Origin of the sequence: Pseudomonas sp. NBRC 111124, assembly GCF_001320245.1 — a bacterium.
Lineage (GTDB): Bacteria > Pseudomonadota > Gammaproteobacteria > Pseudomonadales > Pseudomonadaceae > Aquipseudomonas.
Genome location: NZ_BCBA01000007.1, coordinates 94,139 through 113,848, shown reverse-complemented (window position 1 = coordinate 113,848; position 19,710 = coordinate 94,139). Strand labels below are relative to the sequence as shown.

General features: G+C 58.7%; 20 protein-coding genes. 19 read left to right on the top strand and 1 reads right to left on the bottom strand.

The features are described from left to right. Positions 1–18: 18 nt before the first annotated feature. On the bottom strand, positions 19–1,557 hold the full coding sequence (gene dnaA, locus APH28_RS04170; RefSeq protein WP_060507767.1) for a chromosomal replication initiator protein DnaA: 1,539 nt from the start codon (positions 1,555–1,557) through the stop codon (positions 19–21). Positions 1,558–2,141: 584 nt separating this feature from the next. Here dnaA and rpmH point away from each other — a divergent pair. The 19 genes from rpmH to glmU all read left to right on the top strand — a co-directional run bounded on the left by rpmH (position 2,142) and on the right by glmU (position 19,609). After that, positions 2,142–2,276, top strand: coding sequence for a 50S ribosomal protein L34 (rpmH, locus tag APH28_RS27770; protein WP_003253163.1), 135 nt, complete (start codon positions 2,142–2,144; stop codon positions 2,274–2,276). Between the two features lie 13 nt (positions 2,277–2,289). Further along, complete coding sequence (gene rnpA / locus APH28_RS27765; protein ID WP_082432259.1) at positions 2,290–2,694, top strand: ribonuclease P protein component; 405 nt, start codon at positions 2,290–2,292, stop codon at positions 2,692–2,694. Further along, on the top strand, positions 2,687–2,932 hold the full coding sequence (gene yidD, locus APH28_RS27760) for a membrane protein insertion efficiency factor YidD (RefSeq protein WP_082432258.1): 246 nt from the start codon (positions 2,687–2,689) through the stop codon (positions 2,930–2,932). The genes rnpA and yidD overlap by 8 nt, the downstream gene beginning before the upstream one ends. 2 nt (positions 2,933–2,934) lie before the next feature. Continuing rightward, the gene (gene yidC, locus APH28_RS04160; protein ID WP_060507766.1) at positions 2,935–4,611 is read left to right on the top strand and encodes a membrane protein insertase YidC; all 1,677 of its coding nucleotides are present in this window, start codon (positions 2,935–2,937) and stop codon (positions 4,609–4,611) included. A gap of 86 nt (positions 4,612–4,697) precedes the next feature. Then, complete coding sequence (mnmE, locus tag APH28_RS04155) at positions 4,698–6,068, top strand: tRNA uridine-5-carboxymethylaminomethyl(34) synthesis GTPase MnmE (protein ID WP_060507765.1); 1,371 nt, start codon at positions 4,698–4,700, stop codon at positions 6,066–6,068. Between the two features lie 558 nt (positions 6,069–6,626). Next, positions 6,627–8,519, top strand: coding sequence for a tRNA uridine-5-carboxymethylaminomethyl(34) synthesis enzyme MnmG (gene mnmG / locus APH28_RS04150; RefSeq protein WP_060507764.1), 1,893 nt, complete (start codon positions 6,627–6,629; stop codon positions 8,517–8,519). Next, a complete protein-coding gene (gene rsmG / locus APH28_RS04145) occupies positions 8,516–9,166 on the top strand; it encodes a 16S rRNA (guanine(527)-N(7))-methyltransferase RsmG (protein WP_060507763.1) in 651 nt (216 codons plus the stop codon). Before mnmG ends, rsmG begins: the two co-directional genes overlap by 4 nt. 18 nt (positions 9,167–9,184) lie before the next feature. After that, complete coding sequence (locus APH28_RS04140) at positions 9,185–9,976, top strand: ParA family protein (RefSeq protein ID WP_060507762.1); 792 nt, start codon at positions 9,185–9,187, stop codon at positions 9,974–9,976. A gap of 9 nt (positions 9,977–9,985) precedes the next feature. Further along, complete coding sequence (locus APH28_RS04135) at positions 9,986–10,858, top strand: ParB/RepB/Spo0J family partition protein (protein ID WP_060507761.1); 873 nt, start codon at positions 9,986–9,988, stop codon at positions 10,856–10,858. Between the two features lie 149 nt (positions 10,859–11,007). After that, positions 11,008–11,415, top strand: a complete 408-nt coding sequence (locus APH28_RS04130; RefSeq protein ID WP_008092225.1) for a F0F1 ATP synthase subunit I — start codon at positions 11,008–11,010, stop codon at positions 11,413–11,415. 16 nt (positions 11,416–11,431) lie between these two features. Further along, positions 11,432–12,301: a F0F1 ATP synthase subunit A gene (gene atpB, locus APH28_RS04125; protein ID WP_060507760.1), complete on the top strand. Its 870-nt coding sequence runs from the start codon at positions 11,432–11,434 to the stop codon at positions 12,299–12,301. A 143-nt stretch (positions 12,302–12,444) separates the two neighbouring features. Next, positions 12,445–12,702 carry a F0F1 ATP synthase subunit C gene (atpE, locus tag APH28_RS04120; protein ID WP_003097235.1) on the top strand — a complete coding sequence of 86 codons (258 nt, stop codon included), beginning with the start codon at positions 12,445–12,447 and terminating at the stop codon, positions 12,700–12,702. 57 nt (positions 12,703–12,759) lie between these two features. Next, the gene (locus APH28_RS04115) at positions 12,760–13,230 is read left to right on the top strand and encodes a F0F1 ATP synthase subunit B (RefSeq protein ID WP_027917106.1); all 471 of its coding nucleotides are present in this window, start codon (positions 12,760–12,762) and stop codon (positions 13,228–13,230) included. A gap of 12 nt (positions 13,231–13,242) precedes the next feature. Further along, positions 13,243–13,779, top strand: a complete 537-nt coding sequence (locus APH28_RS04110) for a F0F1 ATP synthase subunit delta (protein WP_003253191.1) — start codon at positions 13,243–13,245, stop codon at positions 13,777–13,779. A 21-nt stretch (positions 13,780–13,800) separates the two neighbouring features. Further along, on the top strand, positions 13,801–15,345 hold the full coding sequence (gene atpA / locus APH28_RS04105; RefSeq protein ID WP_060507759.1) for a F0F1 ATP synthase subunit alpha: 1,545 nt from the start codon (positions 13,801–13,803) through the stop codon (positions 15,343–15,345). A gap of 48 nt (positions 15,346–15,393) precedes the next feature. Then, on the top strand, positions 15,394–16,254 hold the full coding sequence (gene atpG, locus APH28_RS04100) for a F0F1 ATP synthase subunit gamma (RefSeq protein ID WP_013974905.1): 861 nt from the start codon (positions 15,394–15,396) through the stop codon (positions 16,252–16,254). Between the two features lie 27 nt (positions 16,255–16,281). Beyond that, positions 16,282–17,658 carry a F0F1 ATP synthase subunit beta gene (atpD, locus tag APH28_RS04095; protein ID WP_008092236.1) on the top strand — a complete coding sequence of 459 codons (1,377 nt, stop codon included), beginning with the start codon at positions 16,282–16,284 and terminating at the stop codon, positions 17,656–17,658. A gap of 44 nt (positions 17,659–17,702) precedes the next feature. Then, positions 17,703–18,122 carry a F0F1 ATP synthase subunit epsilon gene (locus APH28_RS04090; protein WP_060507758.1) on the top strand — a complete coding sequence of 140 codons (420 nt, stop codon included), beginning with the start codon at positions 17,703–17,705 and terminating at the stop codon, positions 18,120–18,122. A gap of 119 nt (positions 18,123–18,241) precedes the next feature. Beyond that, on the top strand, positions 18,242–19,609 hold the full coding sequence (gene glmU / locus APH28_RS04085) for a bifunctional UDP-N-acetylglucosamine diphosphorylase/glucosamine-1-phosphate N-acetyltransferase GlmU (protein ID WP_060507757.1): 1,368 nt from the start codon (positions 18,242–18,244) through the stop codon (positions 19,607–19,609). The last annotated feature ends 101 nt before the right edge of the window (positions 19,610–19,710 follow it).

The following is a 19,710-nucleotide window of genomic DNA, read 5'->3' as shown; positions in this document are numbered from 1 at the left end:
TAGCTGCGCTGGCGACCATCACGTCGTCAGCGTCCGCAGCAGGTTCTTGTAGTCCTCGCGGATGTCCGCGTCGGATTCCTTCAATTCGTTGATCTTGCGACAGGCGTGAAGCACGGTGGTGTGGTCGCGACCGCCAAACATGTCGCCGATCTCCGGCAGACTGTGGTTGGTCAGTTCCTTCGACAGCGCCATGGCGACCTGACGCGGGCGCGCAACGGAGCGCGAACGGCGCTTGGACAACAGATCGGCGATCTTGATCTTGTAGTACTCGGCCACGGTGCGCTGGATGTTATCCACACTCACCAGCTTGTCCTGCAGCGCCAGCAGGTCTTTCAACGACTCGCGAATGAGCTCGATGGTGATGTCACGGCCCATGAAGTGCGAGTGTGCGATCACCCGCTTCAGGGCGCCTTCGAGTTCACGTACGTTGGAGCGAATGCGCTGGGCGATGAAGAACGCAGCATCATGTGGCAGCTCGACCTTGGCCTGGTCGGCCTTCTTCATCAAGATTGCCACGCGGGTTTCCAGTTCTGGCGGCTCAACGGCTACCGTCAGGCCCCAGCCGAAGCGCGACTTCAGGCGTTCTTCCAGGCCTTCGATCTCCTTCGGATAGCGGTCGCTGGTGAGAATGACCTGCTGACCACCCTCGAGCAAGGCGTTGAAGGTGTGGAAGAACTCTTCCTGGGAACGCTCTTTACGGGCGAAGAACTGGATGTCGTCGATCAGCAGCGCATCCACGGAGCGGTAGAAGCGCTTGAATTCATTGATCGCATTGAGCTGCAGGGCCTTGACCATATCTGCGACGAAGCGCTCGGAATGCAGGTACACGACTTTGGCATTCGGATTCTTCTTCAGCAAGTGGTTACCCACAGCATGCATGAGGTGGGTTTTACCCAGGCCCACACCCCCATAGAGGAACAGCGGGTTGTAGCCATGCTTGGGGTTGTCGGCAACCTGCCAGGCCGCTGCGCGGGCCAGTTGGTTCGACTTACCTTCTACAAAGGTCTCGAAGGTAAATGTGCGGTTCAGGTAGCTGGTGTGCTTGAGCGCGCCTTCAACCTGGACAGTGCGCTGCTCGGTACGGCTGCCAGTGGCAGGTACCGAGGCGTTGTCGCCCATCGCATCGAAGCTGTCTCGCGAAGCCGATTCAGCGACGTCATTTACCTGTGCAGGTTCCGCTACCGGTACTTGAACCGGTTCGGCAACGGCAGCTACCGCAGGCGCATTGGCCTGTTGGGTCTGGTTGTGTGCAAGCGAAGCAGCGACTGCAGCGCTCACAGGTGCGTTAGGTGCTGCACGTGGAGCAGAGCTGCGACGGCTGCCTATTAACAAGGAAAGGGCTGGCGCCATACCGCTGCCGTTTTCACCCAACAATTCGAGCAGACGGCCAAGGTACTTTTCATTCACCCAATCGAGCACGAAACGGTTAGGCGCATAGACGCGCAACTCGTCGCCTTCGGCTTCGACCTGTAGCGGACGGATCCAGGTGTTGAATTGCTGGGCAGGCAGTTCATCGCGCAGAAGCTCCACGCACTGCTGCCAAAGTTCCACTGACACGGATATCCCCTGAGTTGAAAGCCGGATGAGGCAAAAACAAACCGCCATTGTACCGGTCGAGCGATCAGTTATCCACATGTGGAAACATTCCAAGCCATGACAAAACAGCCATTTAGCGGCAAAAACGTCTTCCAACCCATGTGAATAAGGTCTGTGGATAACCCGACATGAGGGCTATGCACAACCCTGAGAGCAGGCCTGTTGATAACTCGACTGTGGATAACGACCCATTCCATCCACAGGCTGTCCTCACCTCGGGCACAAGCGCAGCACCTGTTACCGACAAGGTTTTGAATCCCTGTACACCCCGATTTTTAAGGGCTCAGAGAGGTTATCCACAGAAGGTTATCCACTTAAGATTTATAAGTTCTTCAGAAAAGCTTTTTATATGTCTCTTCTTTTTTTTCATTTTGTCGTCCGTTTGCCTGACGGATCAACCCATCCATGTCTCCAGCAGCAAAAGCGCCTTCCATAAGGAAAGGCTGGTTGGAAATTGACCTACGGGCTTGCTTTCTCTAGAATCGCCGATCTCTTAAAAAGGGGGCCATTCCGGCCCGTAGTCGACAAACCCAGGTAACAACGCCATGAAACGTACTTTCCAACCAAGCACCATCAAGCGCGCTCGCACCCACGGCTTCCGTGCCCGTATGGCTACCAAGAACGGCCGCGCTGTTCTGTCGCGTCGTCGTGCCAAAGGCCGTAAGCGTCTGGCCATTTGATTTTTCGGCACAGGTGGTGAGTCAGGACTTCAGTCGGGAAAAGCGACTGCTTACACCCCGGCACTTCAAAGCGGTCTTCGACTCCCCAACCGGCAAGGTTCCAGGGAAAAACCTGCTGATCCTTGCTCGCGAGAACGGCCTGGATCACCCGCGCCTCGGCCTGGTGATCGGCAAGAAGAGCGTCAAGCTCGCCGTTCAACGCAATCGCCTCAAGCGCTTGATGCGCGATTCCTTCCGGCTCAACCAGCAATCGCTGGGTGGCCTGGATATAGTGATCGTCGCGCGCAAGGGATTGGGTGAGATAGAAAACCCGGAATTGCACCAACACTTTGGCAAGCTCTGGAAACGTCTGGCGCGCAGCCGGCCAACTCCAGCGGCAAACGCCGATTCCGCAGGGGTAGACAGTCAAGATGCGTAAACTGGCCATCGTTCCGATCCAGTTTTACCGTTACGCCATCAGTCCCCTGATGGCCAATCACTGTCGTTTCTACCCCAGTTGCTCCTGTTACGCTCTTGAAGCCATCGAAAACCATGGCCTCCTGCGTGGCGGGTGGCTAGCCGTTCGTCGCCTGGGGCGTTGTCATCCGTGGAACGACGGCGGTTTCGATCCCGTTCCCCCCGCTACTTCCTCCCGAACTTCTTCGATAGCCGAGTAATCATGGATATTAAACGCACGATCCTGATCGTCGCCCTGGCAATCGTGTCCTACGTCATGGTCCTCAAGTGGAACGAGGACTACGGCCAGGCTGCCCTGCCGACTCAGAATACTGCTGCCAGCACCACTGCCCCGGCCTTGCCGGATGGCGTGCCGGCCGGTACCGCCAGCGCCGATGTGCCAAGCGCCAATGCCGAATCCAGCCCTGCCGAACTGGCACCGGTTGCAGTCAGCAAGGACCTGATCCGGATCAAGACCGATGTCCTGGAACTGGCTATCGACCCGGTCGGTGGTGACATCGTCCAGCTGAACCTGCCGAAATACCCACGTCGCCAGGACCATCCGGACATTCCGTTCCAGCTGTTCGATAACGGCGGCGAGCGTGTCTACCTGGCACAAAGCGGCCTGACCGGTGCCAATGGTCCGGATGCCCGTTCGTCCGGTCGGCCGCTGTACGCTGCCGAGCAGAAGGCCTACCAGCTGGCCGACGGCCAGGATCAACTGGTGGTCGATCTGAAGTTCAGCGATAACGGTGTCAACTACATCAAGCGCTTCAGCTTCAAGCGCGGTGAGTACGACCTGACCGTCAGCTACCTGATCGACAACCAGAGCGGCCAGGCCTGGAACGGCAACCTGTTTGCCCAGCTCAAGCGTGACGCCAGCTCCGACCCGTCCTCCAGCACCGCCACCGGCACCGCCACTTACCTGGGCGCCGCCATGTGGACTGCTTCCGAGCCTTACAAAAAGGTCTCGATGAAGGACATCGACAAAGGTAGTTTGAAAGAAAATGTGTCCGGCGGCTGGGTCGCCTGGCTGCAGCACTACTTCGTGACCGCCTGGATTCCCGCCAAATCGGACAACAACACTGTCCAGACCCGCAAGGACAGCCAAGGCAACTACATCATCGGCTACACCGGCCCTGCTCTCAGCGTTCCAGCGGGCGGCAAGGTCGAAACCAGCGCCGTGCTGTATGCCGGTCCTAAGATCCAGTCCAAGCTGAAAGAGTTGTCCCCAGGCCTGGAACTGACCGTCGACTATGGCTTCCTGTGGTTCATCGCCCAGCCGATCTTCTGGCTGCTGCAACATATCCACAGCCTGCTGGGCAACTGGGGCTGGTCGATCATCGTGCTGACCATGCTCATCAAGGGCCTGTTCTTCCCGCTGTCGGCTGCCAGCTACCGCTCGATGGCGCGCATGCGTGCCGTGGCGCCGAAGCTTGCCGCGCTGAAGGAACGCTTCGGTGACGATCGCCAGAAGATGTCCCAGGCGATGATGGAGCTGTACAAGAAAGAGAAGATCAACCCGCTGGGCGGCTGCTTGCCGATCCTGGTGCAGATGCCAGTGTTCCTGTCCCTGTACTGGGTTCTGCTGGAAAGCGTCGAGATGCGCCAGGCCCCATGGATGCTGTGGATCACCGACCTGTCGATCAAGGATCCGTTCTTCATCCTGCCGATCATCATGGGCGCTACCATGTTCATCCAGCAGCGCTTGAACCCAACGCCTCCGGATCCGATGCAGGCCAAGGTGATGAAAATGATGCCGATCATCTTCACCTTCTTCTTCCTGTGGTTCCCGGCTGGTCTGGTGCTGTACTGGGTTGTGAACAACTGCCTGTCGATCACTCAGCAGTGGTACATCACCCGCCGTATCGAAGCAGCCACCAAAAAAGCTGCTGCTTGACGGGCTACTGCGCTAGCCTGTGAATAAAAACGCCCCTTCGGGGGCGTTTTTGCTATCTGTCGTTTTTGTCGTAGAGGCTTTCGAGCATGAACACTGTGCGTGAAACCATCGCCGCCATCGCCACCGCCCAGGGCCGCGGAGGTGTGGGCATCGTCAGGCTATCCGGGCCGCTGGCGAGCCAGGCTGGGCAACTGATCACTGGTCGTACCCTGACGCCACGCCACGCCCATTACGGGCCGTTCCGTGACGAGGAGGGCCTGGTGCTGGATGAAGGCATCGCGCTGTTCTTCCCTGGCCCCAACTCCTTTACTGGCGAGGATGTACTGGAGCTGCAGGGCCACGGTGGCCCGGTGGTTCTCGATATGCTGCTGCAACGCTGTGTACAAGTCGGCTGCCGGCTGGCCCGTCCTGGTGAATTCAGCGAGCGCGCGTTCCTCAACGACAAGCTCGACCTGGCCCAGGCCGAAGCGATCGCCGACCTGATTGAAGCGAGCTCCAGCCAGGCCGCGCGCAACGCCTTGCGCTCGCTGCAGGGGGAATTCTCCAAGCGCGTACACAGCCTGACCGAAGCGCTGACTGCCTTGCGTATCTATGTCGAGGCGGCGATCGACTTCCCCGAAGAAGAAATCGACTTCCTCGCCGATGGCCATGTGCTGGCGATGCTCGATGCAGTGCGTACCGTGTTATCCACTGTGCAGCGCGAGGCCGGGCAGGGCGCCTTGTTACGTGACGGCATGACCGTGGTGATCGCCGGCCGGCCGAATGCGGGCAAGTCGAGCTTGCTGAACCAGCTGGCGGGTCGTGAAGCGGCAATCGTCACCGACATCGCTGGCACTACCCGGGACATTCTCCGGGAACATATCCACATCGACGGCATGCCGCTGCATGTGGTCGACACCGCTGGCCTGCGCGATACCGACGATCATGTGGAAAAGATTGGTGTGGAACGCGCGCTGAAGGCTATCGGCGAGGCCGACCGGGTGCTGCTGGTGGTGGACTCCACCGCGCCAGAAGCCAGCGATCCGTTCGCGCTGTGGCCTGAGTTCCTCGACCAGCGGCCAGACCCGGCCAAGGTCACGCTGATCCGAAACAAGGCGGACCTCAGCGGTGAGCGGGTAGGGCTGGAGCTGTGCGACGACGGCCACGTGACCATCACCCTGAGTGCCAAGGGTGACGATCAAGGCTTGCAGCTGCTTCGTGATCATCTCAAGGCCTGCATGGGTTATGAACAGACCGCCGAGAGCGGTTTCAGCGCCCGCCGGCGCCATCTGGATGCCTTGCGCCAGGCCAGTTCGCACCTGGAGCATGGCCGCGCACAGCTGATCCTGGCTGGCGCGGGTGAATTGCTGGCGGAGGACCTGCGTCAGGCACAGCAGGCGCTGGGTGAGATCACTGGTGCCTTCAGTTCCGATGACTTGCTGGGGCGAATCTTCTCCAGTTTCTGCATCGGTAAGTAAGCCACAGCCAGGCTAATCCAAGGCCGCTCCTTCGGGAGCGGCTTTTTTTTGCCCGCAATTTATCCACTCGTCGGATCTTTCAAGAACCTCTATGACCTCGGCAGGAGCGGCTTTAGCTGCGAAGAAGCCATTTAAGCGCTACATAAAATCATCCACAGACACGATTTCCAGTTCAGGAGCCCTGTGGAAAACCCAGCATCAGCCCTCTTGATAAACAGGCTTTTTTTCTGAGGACAAATCCGCCTGTGGGTAAATAGGCATTTAATCCACAGGCTAAAAGACCTTATCCATAACCCTTATGGCCGGTAAGCCACAGGTTTCAATTCCTCTGTACATCAGATAAAGAAAGGATTACAGAACCTTATCCACAGATAAGACTGTGCATAAGAATAAACATAAAAACAAAGCTTTTATAAATTTCTTCTCTTTGATTTCTGTTGTCTGCCACTCATCCACAGACTGGTCAAAATTTGCTCAGACGGTTTCTTTAAAGGGGGTGAAGTCCCTATACTTGTCCGCTTACCTTCTCTATTCGCAAAAACAGGCACGAGGTGCGTGGTGGATTTCCCTTCCCGTTTTGAAGTGATCGTCATCGGCGGCGGCCATGCCGGTACCGAGGCTGCGCTTGCGTCAGCACGCATGGGTGTGAAAACCCTGCTGTTGACCCATAACGTGGAAACCCTCGGTCACATGAGCTGCAACCCCGCCATCGGTGGTATTGGCAAAAGCCATCTGGTCAAAGAGATCGATGCGCTCGGCGGCGCCATGGCGCTGGCCACCGACAAGAGCGGCATCCAGTTCCGCATACTGAACAACCGCAAGGGCCCGGCCGTACGCGCCACCCGTGCGCAGGCCGACCGTGCCATCTACAAGGCGGTGGTCCGCGAGATCCTGGAAAACCAGCCGAACCTGTGGATATTCCAGCAGTCCTGCGACGACTTGATTGTCGAACAGGACCAGGTCAAAGGTGTTGTGACCCAGATGGGCCTGCGCTTCTTCGCCGAATCCGTGGTGTTGACCACCGGTACTTTCCTGGGTGGCCTTATCCACATTGGCCTGCAGAATCATTCCGGTGGTCGCGCCGGCGATCCGCCGTCGATTGCCTTGGCTCACCGCATGCGTGAACTGCCACTGCGCGTCGGCCGCCTGAAAACCGGTACCCCACCGCGTATCGATGGGCGCTCCGTGGACTTCTCGGTCATGACCGAGCAGCCAGGTGACACGCCGATCCCAGTAATGTCGTTCATGGGCAACGCAGCCATGCACCCGCGCCAAGTGAGCTGCTGGATTACCCACACCAACGCCCGCACCCACGAGATCATTGCGTCGAACCTCGACCGTTCGCCGATGTACTCCGGTGTGATCGAAGGTGTCGGCCCGCGCTATTGCCCGTCGATCGAAGACAAAATTCACCGCTTCGCCGACAAGGAAAGCCACCAGGTGTTCATCGAGCCGGAAGGCCTGACCACCCATGAGCTGTACCCCAACGGTATTTCCACTTCGCTGCCATTCGATGTACAGCTGGAGCTGGTGCGCTCGATCCGCGGGATGGAAAACGCCCACATCGTCCGCCCGGGCTATGCCATCGAGTACGACTACTTCGACCCGCGTGACCTCAAGTACAGCCTCGAGACCAAAGTGATCGGTGGCCTGTTCTTCGCCGGCCAGATCAACGGCACCACTGGTTACGAAGAAGCCGGCGCCCAAGGCCTGCTGGCCGGCACCAACGCCGCGTTGCGTGCGCAAGGCCGCGAAAGCTGGTGCCCGCGCCGCGACGAGGCATACATCGGCGTACTGGTCGACGACCTGATTACCCTGGGCACCCAGGAGCCGTACCGCATGTTCACTTCGCGTGCCGAGTACCGGCTGATCCTGCGCGAAGACAACGCTGACCTGCGCCTGACCGAAAAAGGTCGTGAGCTCGGCCTTATCGACGACGATCGCTGGGCCGCGTTCTGCGCCAAGCGCGACGGCATCGAGCGCGAAGAGCAGCGCCTGAAGTCGACTTGGGTGCGCCCGAATACCGAGCAAGGCCAAGCCATTGTGGATAAGTTCGGCACCCCGCTGAGCCACGAATACAGCCTGCTCAACCTGCTGGCCCGGCCAGAGATCGACTATGCGGGGCTGATCGAAGCGACCGGCGGTGCGCAAATCGATCCACAGGTTGCCGAGCAGGTCGAGATCAAGACCAAGTACGCCGGCTATATCGATCGCCAGCAGGACGAGATCGCCCGCCTACGCGCCAGTGAAGACACCCGTTTGCCTGTGGATATCGACTACACCACGATTTCCGGGCTCTCGAAGGAAATCCAGGGCAAGCTCGGCCAGACACGTCCAGAGACCCTTGGCCAAGCTTCGCGAATCCCCGGCGTTACCCCCGCGGCGATTTCCCTGTTGCTGATTCATCTGAAAAAACGCGGCGCTGGCCGCGAATTGGAGCAAAGCGCTTGAGTTCCCAGGTCACCCCGCAACACGCCGAAGAGTTGTCCACAGGTGCGCGCCAGCTCGGTGTCGAGTTGAGCGCCGAGCAGCACGAAAAGCTGCTGGGCTACCTGGCCCTGTTGATCAAATGGAACAAAGCCTACAACCTGACTGCCGTCCGCGATCCTGACGAGATGGTTTCCCGCCATCTGCTCGACAGCCTCAGCGTCATGTCGTTTATCCACAGCGAACGCGCCAACTGGCTGGATGTCGGTAGTGGCGGTGGCATGCCCGGCATCCCTTTGGCTATCCTGCATCCGCACAAACAGGTGACGGTGCTGGACGCCAATGGCAAGAAAACCCGCTTTCTGACCCAGGTGAAAATGGAACTGAAACTGGACAACCTCACGGTTATCCACAGCCGGGTCGAAGCCTTCCAGCCTTCGCTACCGTTCAGCGGAATCATCTCCCGCGCCTTCAGCAGCATGGAGAACTTCACCAACTGGACCCGCCATCTGGGCGACACCGGGACGCAATGGCTTGCAATGAAGGGGCTGCATCCTGCCGATGAACTGGTAGCATTGCCCGCAGACTTCACAGTGGAAAGCGAGCAGGCCCTGACCGTTCCAGGTTGCCAGGGCCAGCGCCATCTGCTGATACTGCGCCGCAAGGCTTGATTGGGAACACACGCAACAATGGCTAAGGTATTCGCAATCGCGAACCAGAAAGGTGGTGTCGGTAAGACCACTACCTGTATCAACCTCGCAGCATCGCTGGCCGCGACCAAGCGTCGTGTGCTGCTGATCGACCTCGATCCCCAGGGCAACGCGACCATGGGCAGCGGTGTGGACAAACACGAACTCGAACATTCGGTCTATGACCTGCTGATCGGGGAATGCGACCTTGCCCAGGCCATGCACTATTCCGAGCATGGCGCCTACCAGCTGCTGCCGGCCAACCGCGACCTGACCGCCGCGGAAGTCGTGCTGCTGGAAATGCAGGTCAAGGAGAGCCGCCTGCGCAATGCGCTGGCACCGATCCGCGAAAACTACGATTTCATCCTCATCGACTGCCCGCCGTCGCTGTCGATGCTCACGCTCAACGCGCTGGTCGCCTCCGATGGCGTGATCATCCCAATGCAGTGCGAGTACTACGCACTGGAAGGTCTGAGTGACCTTGTGGATAACATCAAGCGTATCGCTGCCCGGTTGAACCCGCAGCTGAAGATCGAAGGCCTGCTGCGGACCATGTACGACCCGCGCCTGAGCCTGAACAACGATGTTTCAGCGCAGCTCAAGGAACATTTCGGCGAGCAGCTGTACGACACGGTCATCCCGCGTAACATCCGCCTGGCCGAGGCCCCGAGCTTCGGCATGCCGGCGCTGGCCTACGACAAGCAATCGCGTGGCGCACTGGCCTACCTGGCCCTGGCCGGGGAACTGGTACGCCGTCAACGCCGTCAATCCCGCACTGCACAAACAACTTAAGGAATCCGCATGGCCGTTAAGAAACGGGGTCTCGGACGTGGGTTGGATGCACTGCTCAGTGGTCCGTCCGTCAGCGCGCTCGAAGAGCAGGCTGTGAAGATCGACCAGAAAGAACTGCAACACCTGCCCGTCGACCTGATCCAGCGTGGCAAATACCAGCCACGCCGCGACATGGACCCCGAGGCACTCGAAGAGCTGGCGCACTCGATTCGCAACCATGGGGTGATGCAGCCGATCGTGGTCCGTCCGATCGACGGTAGCCGCTACGAAATCATCGCCGGTGAGCGTCGCTGGCGCGCCACCCAGCAGGCCGGCCTCGACACCATCCCGGCGATGGTGCGCGAAGTGCCGGACGAAGCCGCCATCGCAATGGCACTGATCGAGAACATCCAGCGCGAAGACCTCAACCCGTTGGAAGAAGCCCTGGCCCTGCAGCGCCTGCAACAGGAGTTCGAGCTGACCCAGCAACAGGTGGCCGATGCTGTGGGCAAGTCGCGCGTGACCGTGGCCAACCTGCTGCGCTTGATCTCGCTGCCTGAGGCAATCAAGACCATGCTCGCCCACGGCGATCTGGAAATGGGCCACGCGCGGGCATTGCTCGGCCTCGAGGAAGAACGTCAGGAAGAGGGGGCGCGTCATGTTGTCGCACGTGGGCTCACCGTGCGCCAAACCGAGGCACTGGTGCGTCAGTGGCTCAGCGGCAAGCCTGAGCCGGTCGAACCGAGCAAACCTGATCCGGACATCGCGCGCCTTGAACAGCGGCTCGCAGAGCGCCTGGGCTCTGCCGTGCAGATACGCCACGGCAACAAGGGCAAAGGCCAATTGGTTATTCGCTACAACTCGCTTGACGAGTTGCAAGGCGTGCTTGCTCACATCCGCTGAAACAATTCCCGTTGTAGCGCGCAGTCGGAAATCACTACCGAAGAGTTGAATAGGGGTTAATCCACCCCTATACTCTGCGCGCATTTTGTCGGCACAAATTATGCCAAGTCATAGCTGACTTGTTGGTCGACTTCCGAGGAGCAGTTGTGATGGAAATCCGCACGCCAAACCGCCTGCCTTTCCATCGCTGGGCGGTTTTTCCGGTACTGCTGGCTCAATTCGTCGTACTACTGCTGGCAACTTTGGTGTTGTGGCAGTGGAAAGGGGCGGTCAGTGGATACTCAGGCCTTTGCGGAGGTTTGATTGCCTGGCTGCCCAATGTGTATTTCGCCTGGAAGGCTTTTCGCTTCAGCGGAGCTCGGGCGGCACAAGCTATCGTCAAGTCGTTTTACGCGGGCGAAGCAGGCAAGATGATTTTGACGGCAGTGCTTTTTGCACTGACCTTCGCAGGAGTGAAGCCACTGGCGCCGTTAGCAGTATTCGGCGTCTTCGTGTTGACCCTTTTGGTCAGCTGGTTCGCGCCCCTGCTGATGAATAAAAGACTTTCGAGACCTTAGGGCGTTTGAGGCAACCATGGCAGCAGAAACCGCTTCGGGCTATATCCAGCACCACTTGCAGAACCTGACCTACGGTCAACTACCAGACGGCAGCTGGGGCTTTGCCCATTCGGCTGCAGAAGCCAAGGCAATGGGCTTCTGGGCGTTCCACCTGGACACTCTGGGTTGGTCCGTCGCGCTGGGTCTGATCTTCCTGTTCATCTTCCGCATGGCGGCCAAGAAGGCGACTTCCGGCCAACCAGGCGGTCTGCAGAACTTCGTTGAAGTGATGGTGGACTTCGTCCACGGCAGCGTGAAGGATTCCTTCCACGGCCGTAGCCCGGTCATCGCTCCGCTGGCACTGACCATCTTCGTATGGGTGTTCCTGATGAACGCCATCGACCTGGTACCGGTCGACTGGATTCCTCAGCTGGCCATGAAGATCTCCGGTGATCCGCACATTCCGTTCCGCGCCGTGTCGACCACTGACCCGAACGCGACCCTGGCCATGGCCTTCTGCGTGTTCGCCCTGATCATTTTCTACAGCATCAAGATCAAGGGCCTGGGCGGCTTCATCGGTGAGCTCACCCTGCACCCGTTCGGCAGCAAGAACATCTTCGTTCAGATCCTGCTGATCCCAGTGAACTTCCTGCTGGAATTCGTCACCCTGATCGCCAAGCCGATCTCGCTGGCACTGCGTCTTTTCGGCAACATGTACGCCGGCGAGCTGGTGTTCATCCTGATCGCCGTGATGTTCGGCGCCGGCATCCTCTGGCTGAGCGGCCTGGGTATCGTGCTGCAGTGGGCGTGGGCTGTGTTCCACATCCTGATCATCACGCTGCAAGCTTTCATCTTCATGATGCTGACCATCGTCTACCTGTCGATGGCTCATGAAGATAACCATTAAGACCGCCTGGCGTGTCTTGTAGCCTTCCCCGCTCGTTTGGGGGGAGGGCTTTAAAAGTCCGCAAGGGCAGCTGTACCAAACGATTTGTTTTACCGCTTCAACTTAAAAACCTAACCAATACGACGTAAAAGTCGGGAGGAAAGATGGAAACTGTAGTTGGTCTGACCGCTATCGCTGTTGCTCTGCTGATCGGCCTGGGTGCTCTGGGTACCGCCATTGGTTTCGGCCTGCTGGGCGGCAAGTTCCTGGAAGGCGCTGCTCGTCAGCCTGAGATGGTTCCGATGCTGCAGGTCAAAATGTTCATCGTTGCCGGCCTGCTGGACGCCGTGACCATGATCGGTGTTGGTATCGCTCTGTTCTTCACCTTCGCGAATCCGTTCGTTGGTCAGATCGCCGGCTAATCACTCGTAACCACGAGTTGATGGCTGTGATGAATTAAGACCGAGCGAGGTGTTGGCGTGAACATTAATGCAACCCTGATTGGCCAATCCGTTGCCTTCCTGATTTTTGTCCTCTTCTGCATGAAGTACGTATGGCCTCCGGTCATCACTGCTCTGCAAGAGCGTCAAAAGAAGATTGCCGACGGCTTGGACGCTGCCAACCGCGCAGCTCGCGACCTGGAGCTGGCCCAAGAGAAAGTGGGTCAGCAACTGCGTGAAGCTAAAGCACAGGCAGCCGAAATCATTGAGCAAAGCAAGAAACGCGCTGCTCAGCTTGTCGAGGAAGCCCGTGACCAGGCCCGCGTCGAAGCTGACCGTGTGAAGGCTCAGGCTCTGGCCGAGATCGAACAGGAACTGAACAGCGCTAAAGACGCCCTGCGTGCCCAAGTGGGTGCCCTGGCTGTTGGCGGTGCTGAAAAGATCCTTGGCGCCACAATCGATCAAAACGCGCATGCGGAGCTGGTTAACAAACTGGCCGCTGAAATTTAAGCGAGGGCGATCATGGCAGAACTGACCACGTTGGCCCGACCTTACGCTAAGGCTGCCTTTGAGCATGCCCAGGCCCATCAGCAACTGGCCAATTGGTCAGCCATGCTCGGCCTGGCTGCTGCGGTGTCGCAAGACGACACCATGCAGCGCCTGCTCAAGGCCCCGCGACTGACGAGCGCAGAAAAGGCCGCCACGTTCATTGACGTGTGCGGTGACAAGTTCAATGCACAGGCACAGAATTTCATTCATGTTGCCGCGGAAAACGACCGTCTCCTGCTTCTGCCGGAGATTGCCGCTCTGTTCGACCTGTACAAGGCCGAGCAAGAGAAATCCGTGGACGTGGAAGTCACCAGTGCCTTCGCGTTGAACCAAGAACAGCAAGACAAACTCGCCAAGGTTCTCAGTGCACGGCTAGGCCAGGAAGTTCGCCTGCACGCGTCGGAGGATGCCAGCCTGATTGGCGGCGTCGTCATCCGCGCTGGTGACCTGGTAATCGATGGCTCTGTTCGCGGCAAAATCGCGAAACTGGCCGAAGCATTGAAATCTTGAGTTTGAAGGGGCAGCAGAGCAATGCAGCAACTCAATCCTTCCGAAATTAGTGAAATCATCAAGGGCCGCATCGACAACCTCGATGTGAGCTCCCAAGCCCGTAACGAAGGTACCGTTGTTTCGGTATCCGACGGTATCGTGCGGATCCACGGTCTGGCCGACGTCATGTACGGCGAAATGATCGAGTTCCCTGGCAGCGTATTCGGCATGGCCCTGAACCTGGAGCAAGACTCCGTAGGTGCAGTGATCCTGGGTGCCTATGACACCCTCGCCGAAGGCATGAGCGCCAAGTGCACCGGCCGCATCCTGGAAGTTCCGGTTGGTAAGGAACTGCTGGGTCGCGTCGTTGACGCACTGGGTAACCCGATCGACGGCAAAGGTCCTCTGGGCAACACCCAGACCGACGCGGTCGAAAAAGTGGCTCCAGGCGTGATCTGGCGTAAGTCGGTAGACCAGCCTGTACAGACTGGCTACAAGTCCGTCGACGCCATGATCCCTGTCGGCCGTGGCCAGCGCGAGCTGATCATCGGTGACCGTCAGATCGGCAAGACCGCCATGGCCATCGACGCCATCATCAACCAGAAAGACTCCGGTATTTTCTGTGTTTATGTTGCTGTCGGCCAGAAGCGTTCCACCGTTGCCAACATCGTTCGCAAGCTGGAAGAAGCCGGCGCCCTGGCCAACACCATCGTGGTTGTTGCCAGTGCTTCGGAATCCGCCGCACTGCAGTTCCTGGCGCCATACGCCGGCTGCACCATGGGCGAGTTCTTCCGTGACCGCGGTGAAGATGCCCTGATCGTTTACGATGACCTGTCCAAGCAGGCTGTTGCCTACCGTCAGATCTCCCTGCTGCTGCGCCGTCCACCAGGACGTGAAGCGTACCCAGGCGACGTGTTCTATCTCCACTCCCGTCTGCTGGAGCGTGCATCGCGCGTTTCGGAAGAGTACGTAGAGAAGTTCACCAACGGCGCAGTCACTGGCAAGACCGGTTCCCTGACCGCCCTGCCGATCATCGAAACCCAGGCTGGCGACGTTTCCGCGTTCGTTCCGACCAACGTGATTTCCATCACCGACGGTCAGATCTTCCTGGAATCGGCCATGTTCAACTCGGGCATCCGCCCTGCAGTGAACGCCGGTGTTTCGGTATCGCGCGTTGGTGGTGCCGCTCAGACCAAGATCATCAAGAAGCTGTCCGGTGGTATTCGTACCGCTCTGGCTCAGTACCGTGAACTGGCTGCATTCGCCCAGTTCGCTTCCGATCTGGACGAAGCGACCCGCAAGCAGCTGGAGCATGGTCAGCGCGTAACCGAGCTGATGAAGCAGAAGCAGTACGCGCCAATGTCCATCGCGGACATGGCTCTGTCGCTGTACGCCGCTGAGCGTGGTTTCCTGACTGACGTGGAAGTCTCCAAGGTCGGTAGCTTCGAGCAAGCGCTGATCGCCTACTTCAACCGTGATCACGCCGAACTGATGGCGAAGATCAACGTGAAGGGTGACTTCAACGACGAAATCGACGCTGGCATGAAAGCCGGTCTCGAGAAGTTCAAGGCCACCCAGACCTGGTAAGCCGCAGCGGGGGCTCAGGCCCCCGCTTGCTAACCTGATAGGTGATACATGGCAGGCGCAAAAGAGATTCGCAGTAAGATTGCGAGCATCAAAAGCACGCAAAAAATTACCAGCGCCATGGAGAAAGTGGCGGTCAGCAAGATGCGCAAGGCACAAATGCGCATGGCTGCTAGCCGTCCTTACGCGGAGCGTATCCGCCAGGTGATCGGTCATCTGGCCAACGCCAACCCGGAATACCGCCACCCGTTCATGATCGAGCGCCCTGTAAAGCGCGCCGGTTATATCGTGGTGAGCAGTGACCGTGGTCTGTGCGGTGGCTTGAACACCAACCTGTTCAAGGCCCTGGTCAAGGACATGAACGAAAACCGCGAACAGGGCGTTGAAATCGACCTGTGCGTGATCGGCAGCAAGGGTGCGACTTTCTTCCGCATCTTTGGCGGCAACGTTGTAGCCGCGATCAGCCACCTGGGCGAAGAGCCATCGATCAACGATCTGATCGGCTCCGTCAAAGTGATGCTGGACGCCTACCTGGACGGCCGTATCGATCGCCTTTCGGTGGTTTCGAACAAGTTCATCAACACCATGACCCAAAAACCGACGGTCGAGCAATTGGTACCGTTGGTGGCAACCCCGGATCAGGATCTCAAGCATCACTGGGATTACCTGTACGAACCCGACGCAAAAGAGCTGCTGGACGGCTTGATGGTGCGTTACGTGGAGTCGCAGGTATACCAGGCGGTGGTCGAGAACAACGCTGCTGAACAAGCAGCCCGGATGATCGCCATGAAGAACGCCACAGACAACGCCGGTGATTTGATCAAAGAGCTGCAGTTGATCTACAACAAGGCGCGTCAGGCTGCGATCACCCAGGAGATCTCGGAAATCGTCGGCGGCGCTGCCGCGGTTTAACGGTTCAAAAATTCAGAGGATCCAGCTATGAGTAGCGGACGTATCGTTCAAATCATCGGCGCCGTCATCGACGTGGAATTCCCACGTGACGTCGTACCGAGTGTATACAACGCGCTGAAAGTACAAGGCGCGGAAACCACCCTCGAAGTTCAGCAGCAGCTGGGCGACGGCGTGGTTCGTACCATTGCGATGGGCTCGACCGAAGGCCTGAAGCGCGGTCTGGATGTCGTTGACACCGGTGCTGCCATTTCCGTTCCAGTTGGTAAGGCCACCCTGGGCCGTATCATGGACGTACTGGGCAACCCGATCGACGAAGCCGGCCCGATCGGCGAAGAAGAGCGTCGCGGTATCCACCAGCCAGCGCCTTCGTTCGCTGACCAGGCAGGCGGCAACGACCTGCTGGAAACCGGCATCAAGGTTATCGACCTGGTTTGCCCGTTCGCCAAGGGCGGTAAAGTTGGTCTGTTCGGTGGTGCCGGTGTCGGCAAGACCGTAAACATGATGGAACTGATCCGTAACATCGCCATGGAACACAGCGGTTACTCCGTGTTCGCTGGTGTGGGTGAGCGTACTCGTGAGGGTAACGACTTCTACCACGAGATGAAGGACTCCAACGTTCTCGACAAGGTAGCGCTGGTCTACGGTCAGATGAACGAGCCACCAGGAAACCGTCTGCGCGTAGCGCTGACCGGCCTGACCATGGCTGAGAAGTTCCGTGACGAAGGTAACGACGTTCTGCTGTTCGTCGACAATATCTACCGTTACACCCTGGCCGGTACCGAAGTTTCCGCACTGCTGGGCCGTATGCCTTCGGCAGTAGGTTACCAGCCGACCCTGGCTGAAGAGATGGGCGTTCTGCAAGAGCGTATCACTTCGACCAAAGAAGGTTCGATCACCTCCGTTCAGGCCGTATACGTACCTGCGGACGACTTGACCGACCCGTCGCCAGCGACCACCTTCGCCCACTTGGACGCCACCGTCGTTCTGTCCCGTGACATCGCCTCCCTGGGTATCTACCCAGCGGTAGACCCACTGGACTCGACTTCGCGCCAGCTGGACCCGAACGTGATCGGCAACGAACACTACGACACCGCTCGTGGCGTTCAGTATGTTCTGCAGCGCTACAAAGAGCTGAAGGACATCATCGCGATCCTGGGTATGGACGAACTGTCCGAAAGCGACAAGCAACTGGTAGCCCGCGCTCGTAAGATCCAGCGCTTCCTGTCGCAGCCGTTCTTCGTGGCCGAAGTCTTCACCGGTTCGCCAGGCAAGTACGTTTCCCTGAAAGACACCATCGCTGGCTTCAGCGGCATCCTCAAAGGTGACTACGACCACCTGCCAGAACAAGCGTTCTACATGGTCGGCAGCATCGACGAAGCGATCGAGAAAGCCAAGAAACTGTAATCCCGGCGCCCCGCAAGGGGCGCTAATCAGGTTGAGGCAAGCAGATGGCTATGACAGTCCATTGCGATATCGTCAGCGCGGAAGGAGAAATCTTCTCCGGCCTGGTCGAGATGGTAGTAGCACACGGCAACCTGGGCGATCTTGGTATCGCTCCAGGCCATGCCCCGCTGATCACCAATCTCAAGCCTGGTCCGATCACGCTGACCAAGCAAGGTGGCGATCGTGAGGTGTTCTACATCTCCGGTGGCTTCCTCGAAGTGCAGCCGAACATGGTCAAGGTTCTTGCCGACACCGTGCAGCGCGCTGCCGATCTGGACGAAGCTCAGGCTCAGGAAGCCCTCAAGGCTGCTGAGAACGCCCTGAATGCGAAAAGCTCGGACTTCGACTACGGTGCTGCTGCCGCACGTCTGGCCGAGGCTGCAGCTCAGCTGCGTACCGTCCAGCAAATGCGCAGAGGCAAGTAATCGGTCCAGGCCGCATACTTCCGTTGTGATTGAGTTAAAGGGTAGCCTCGGCTACCCTTTTTCTTTTCTGAATTCCCCGCTTCGGTCATCCCTGACCGCCCAGGATTGGTAGCCAGTCAATGTCCCTCGATATCGTCATTCTCGCCGCCGGCCAAGGTACCCGCATGCGCTCCGCGCTGCCCAAGGTACTGCACCCGGTAGCCGGCAACTCCATGCTCGGCCACGTTATCCACAGCGCGCGCCAGCTTCAGCCGCAAGGCATTCATGTGGTCATCGGCCACGGTGCCGAGCTCGTACGTGAGCGCCTGGCAGCCGACGACCTGAATTTCGTTCTGCAGGACAAGCAGCTGGGGACGGGCCATGCCGTTGCGCAGGCATTGCCAGCGATCACTGCCGACACGGTGCTGGTGCTCTATGGCGATGTGCCGTTGATCGAAGTAGAAACCCTGCAGCGCCTGTTGGCCAAGGTCAGTGACAAGCAGCTGGGCCTGCTCACCGTGACCCTGCAGGATCCGACCGGCTATGGCCGCATCGTGCGTAATGGCGAAGGCCAGGTGACCGCCATCGTCGAGCACAAGGACGCCAGCGAAGCGCAGAAGGCGATCAAGGAAGGCAACACCGGCATCCTGGCCATGCCGGCCGCACGGCTGTCCGACTGGATGGGCAGGTTGTCCAACAACAATGCCCAAGGCGAGTACTACCTCACTGATGTCATCGCCATGGCGGTAGCCGATGGGCTGGTGGTTGCCACCGAACAGCCGCACGATCCGATGGAAGTGCAGGGCGCCAATGACCGTCGCCAACTGTCGGAGCTCGAGCGCCACTACCAGCTGCGCGAAGGCCGCCGGCTGATGGCCCAGGGCGTTACCCTGCGCGACCCGGCGCGCTTCGATGTACGTGGCGAAGTGACCGTGGGTCGCGATGTGCTGATCGACATCAACGTGATTCTCGAAGGCAAGGTGGTCATCGAGGACGACGTGCAGATCGGTCCGAATTGCGTGATCAAGGACAGCACCCTACGCAAGGGCGCGATCATCAAGGCCAACACGCACCTCGACGGTGCAGTGATGGGTGAGGGCAGCGATGCCGGCCCGTTCGCCCGCCTGCGCCCGGGCAGCGTGCTGGAAGCCAAGGCCCATGTGGGTAACTTCGTCGAGCTTAAAAACGCCTACCTGGGTGAAGGCGCCAAGGCCGGCCACTTGACCTACCTGGGCGACGCCGAGATCGGTGCACGTACCAACATTGGCGCCGGCACCATCACCTGCAACTACGATGGCGCCAACAAGTTCAAGACCGTGATGGGTGAGGATGTGTTCATCGGCTCCAATAACTCGCTGGTGGCGCCTGTGGAAATCAAGGCCGGTGCGACTACGGCAGCCGGTTCGACCATTACTCAGGCCGTCGAAGCGGGTGACCTGGCAGTGGCACGAGCGCGCCAGCGTAATATCTCGGGCTGGAAGCGGCCGGAGAAGATCAAGAAAAGCTAAGTTATACACAGCTATCACTATCGAAGCCGACTTATGTGCATAAGTCGGCTTTTTTATTGGCAGATGCAAAACGCGGCTGGTCAGAATATTTTATCCACAGC

What these genes read in the sequence shown, in the direction of transcription:
- rpmH (WP_003253163.1), top strand. Translation starts at nt 2,142, where the DNA reads ATGAAACGTACTTTCCAACCAAGCACCATCAAGCGCGCTCGCACCCAC.
- yidD (WP_082432258.1), top strand. Translation starts at nt 2,687, where the DNA reads ATGCGTAAACTGGCCATCGTTCCGATCCAGTTTTACCGTTACGCCATC.
- yidC (WP_060507766.1), top strand. Translation starts at nt 2,935, where the DNA reads ATGGATATTAAACGCACGATCCTGATCGTCGCCCTGGCAATCGTGTCC.
- mnmE (WP_060507765.1), top strand. Translation starts at nt 4,698, where the DNA reads ATGAACACTGTGCGTGAAACCATCGCCGCCATCGCCACCGCCCAGGGC.
- APH28_RS04140 (WP_060507762.1), top strand. Translation starts at nt 9,185, where the DNA reads ATGGCTAAGGTATTCGCAATCGCGAACCAGAAAGGTGGTGTCGGTAAG.
- APH28_RS04135 (WP_060507761.1), top strand. Translation starts at nt 9,986, where the DNA reads ATGGCCGTTAAGAAACGGGGTCTCGGACGTGGGTTGGATGCACTGCTC.
- APH28_RS04130 (WP_008092225.1), top strand. Translation starts at nt 11,008, where the DNA reads ATGGAAATCCGCACGCCAAACCGCCTGCCTTTCCATCGCTGGGCGGTT.
- atpB (WP_060507760.1), top strand. Translation starts at nt 11,432, where the DNA reads ATGGCAGCAGAAACCGCTTCGGGCTATATCCAGCACCACTTGCAGAAC.
- atpE (WP_003097235.1), top strand. Translation starts at nt 12,445, where the DNA reads ATGGAAACTGTAGTTGGTCTGACCGCTATCGCTGTTGCTCTGCTGATC.
- APH28_RS04110 (WP_003253191.1), top strand. Translation starts at nt 13,243, where the DNA reads ATGGCAGAACTGACCACGTTGGCCCGACCTTACGCTAAGGCTGCCTTT.
- atpA (WP_060507759.1), top strand. Translation starts at nt 13,801, where the DNA reads ATGCAGCAACTCAATCCTTCCGAAATTAGTGAAATCATCAAGGGCCGC.
- atpG (WP_013974905.1), top strand. Translation starts at nt 15,394, where the DNA reads ATGGCAGGCGCAAAAGAGATTCGCAGTAAGATTGCGAGCATCAAAAGC.
- atpD (WP_008092236.1), top strand. Translation starts at nt 16,282, where the DNA reads ATGAGTAGCGGACGTATCGTTCAAATCATCGGCGCCGTCATCGACGTG.
- APH28_RS04090 (WP_060507758.1), top strand. Translation starts at nt 17,703, where the DNA reads ATGGCTATGACAGTCCATTGCGATATCGTCAGCGCGGAAGGAGAAATC.
- glmU (WP_060507757.1), top strand. Translation starts at nt 18,242, where the DNA reads ATGTCCCTCGATATCGTCATTCTCGCCGCCGGCCAAGGTACCCGCATG.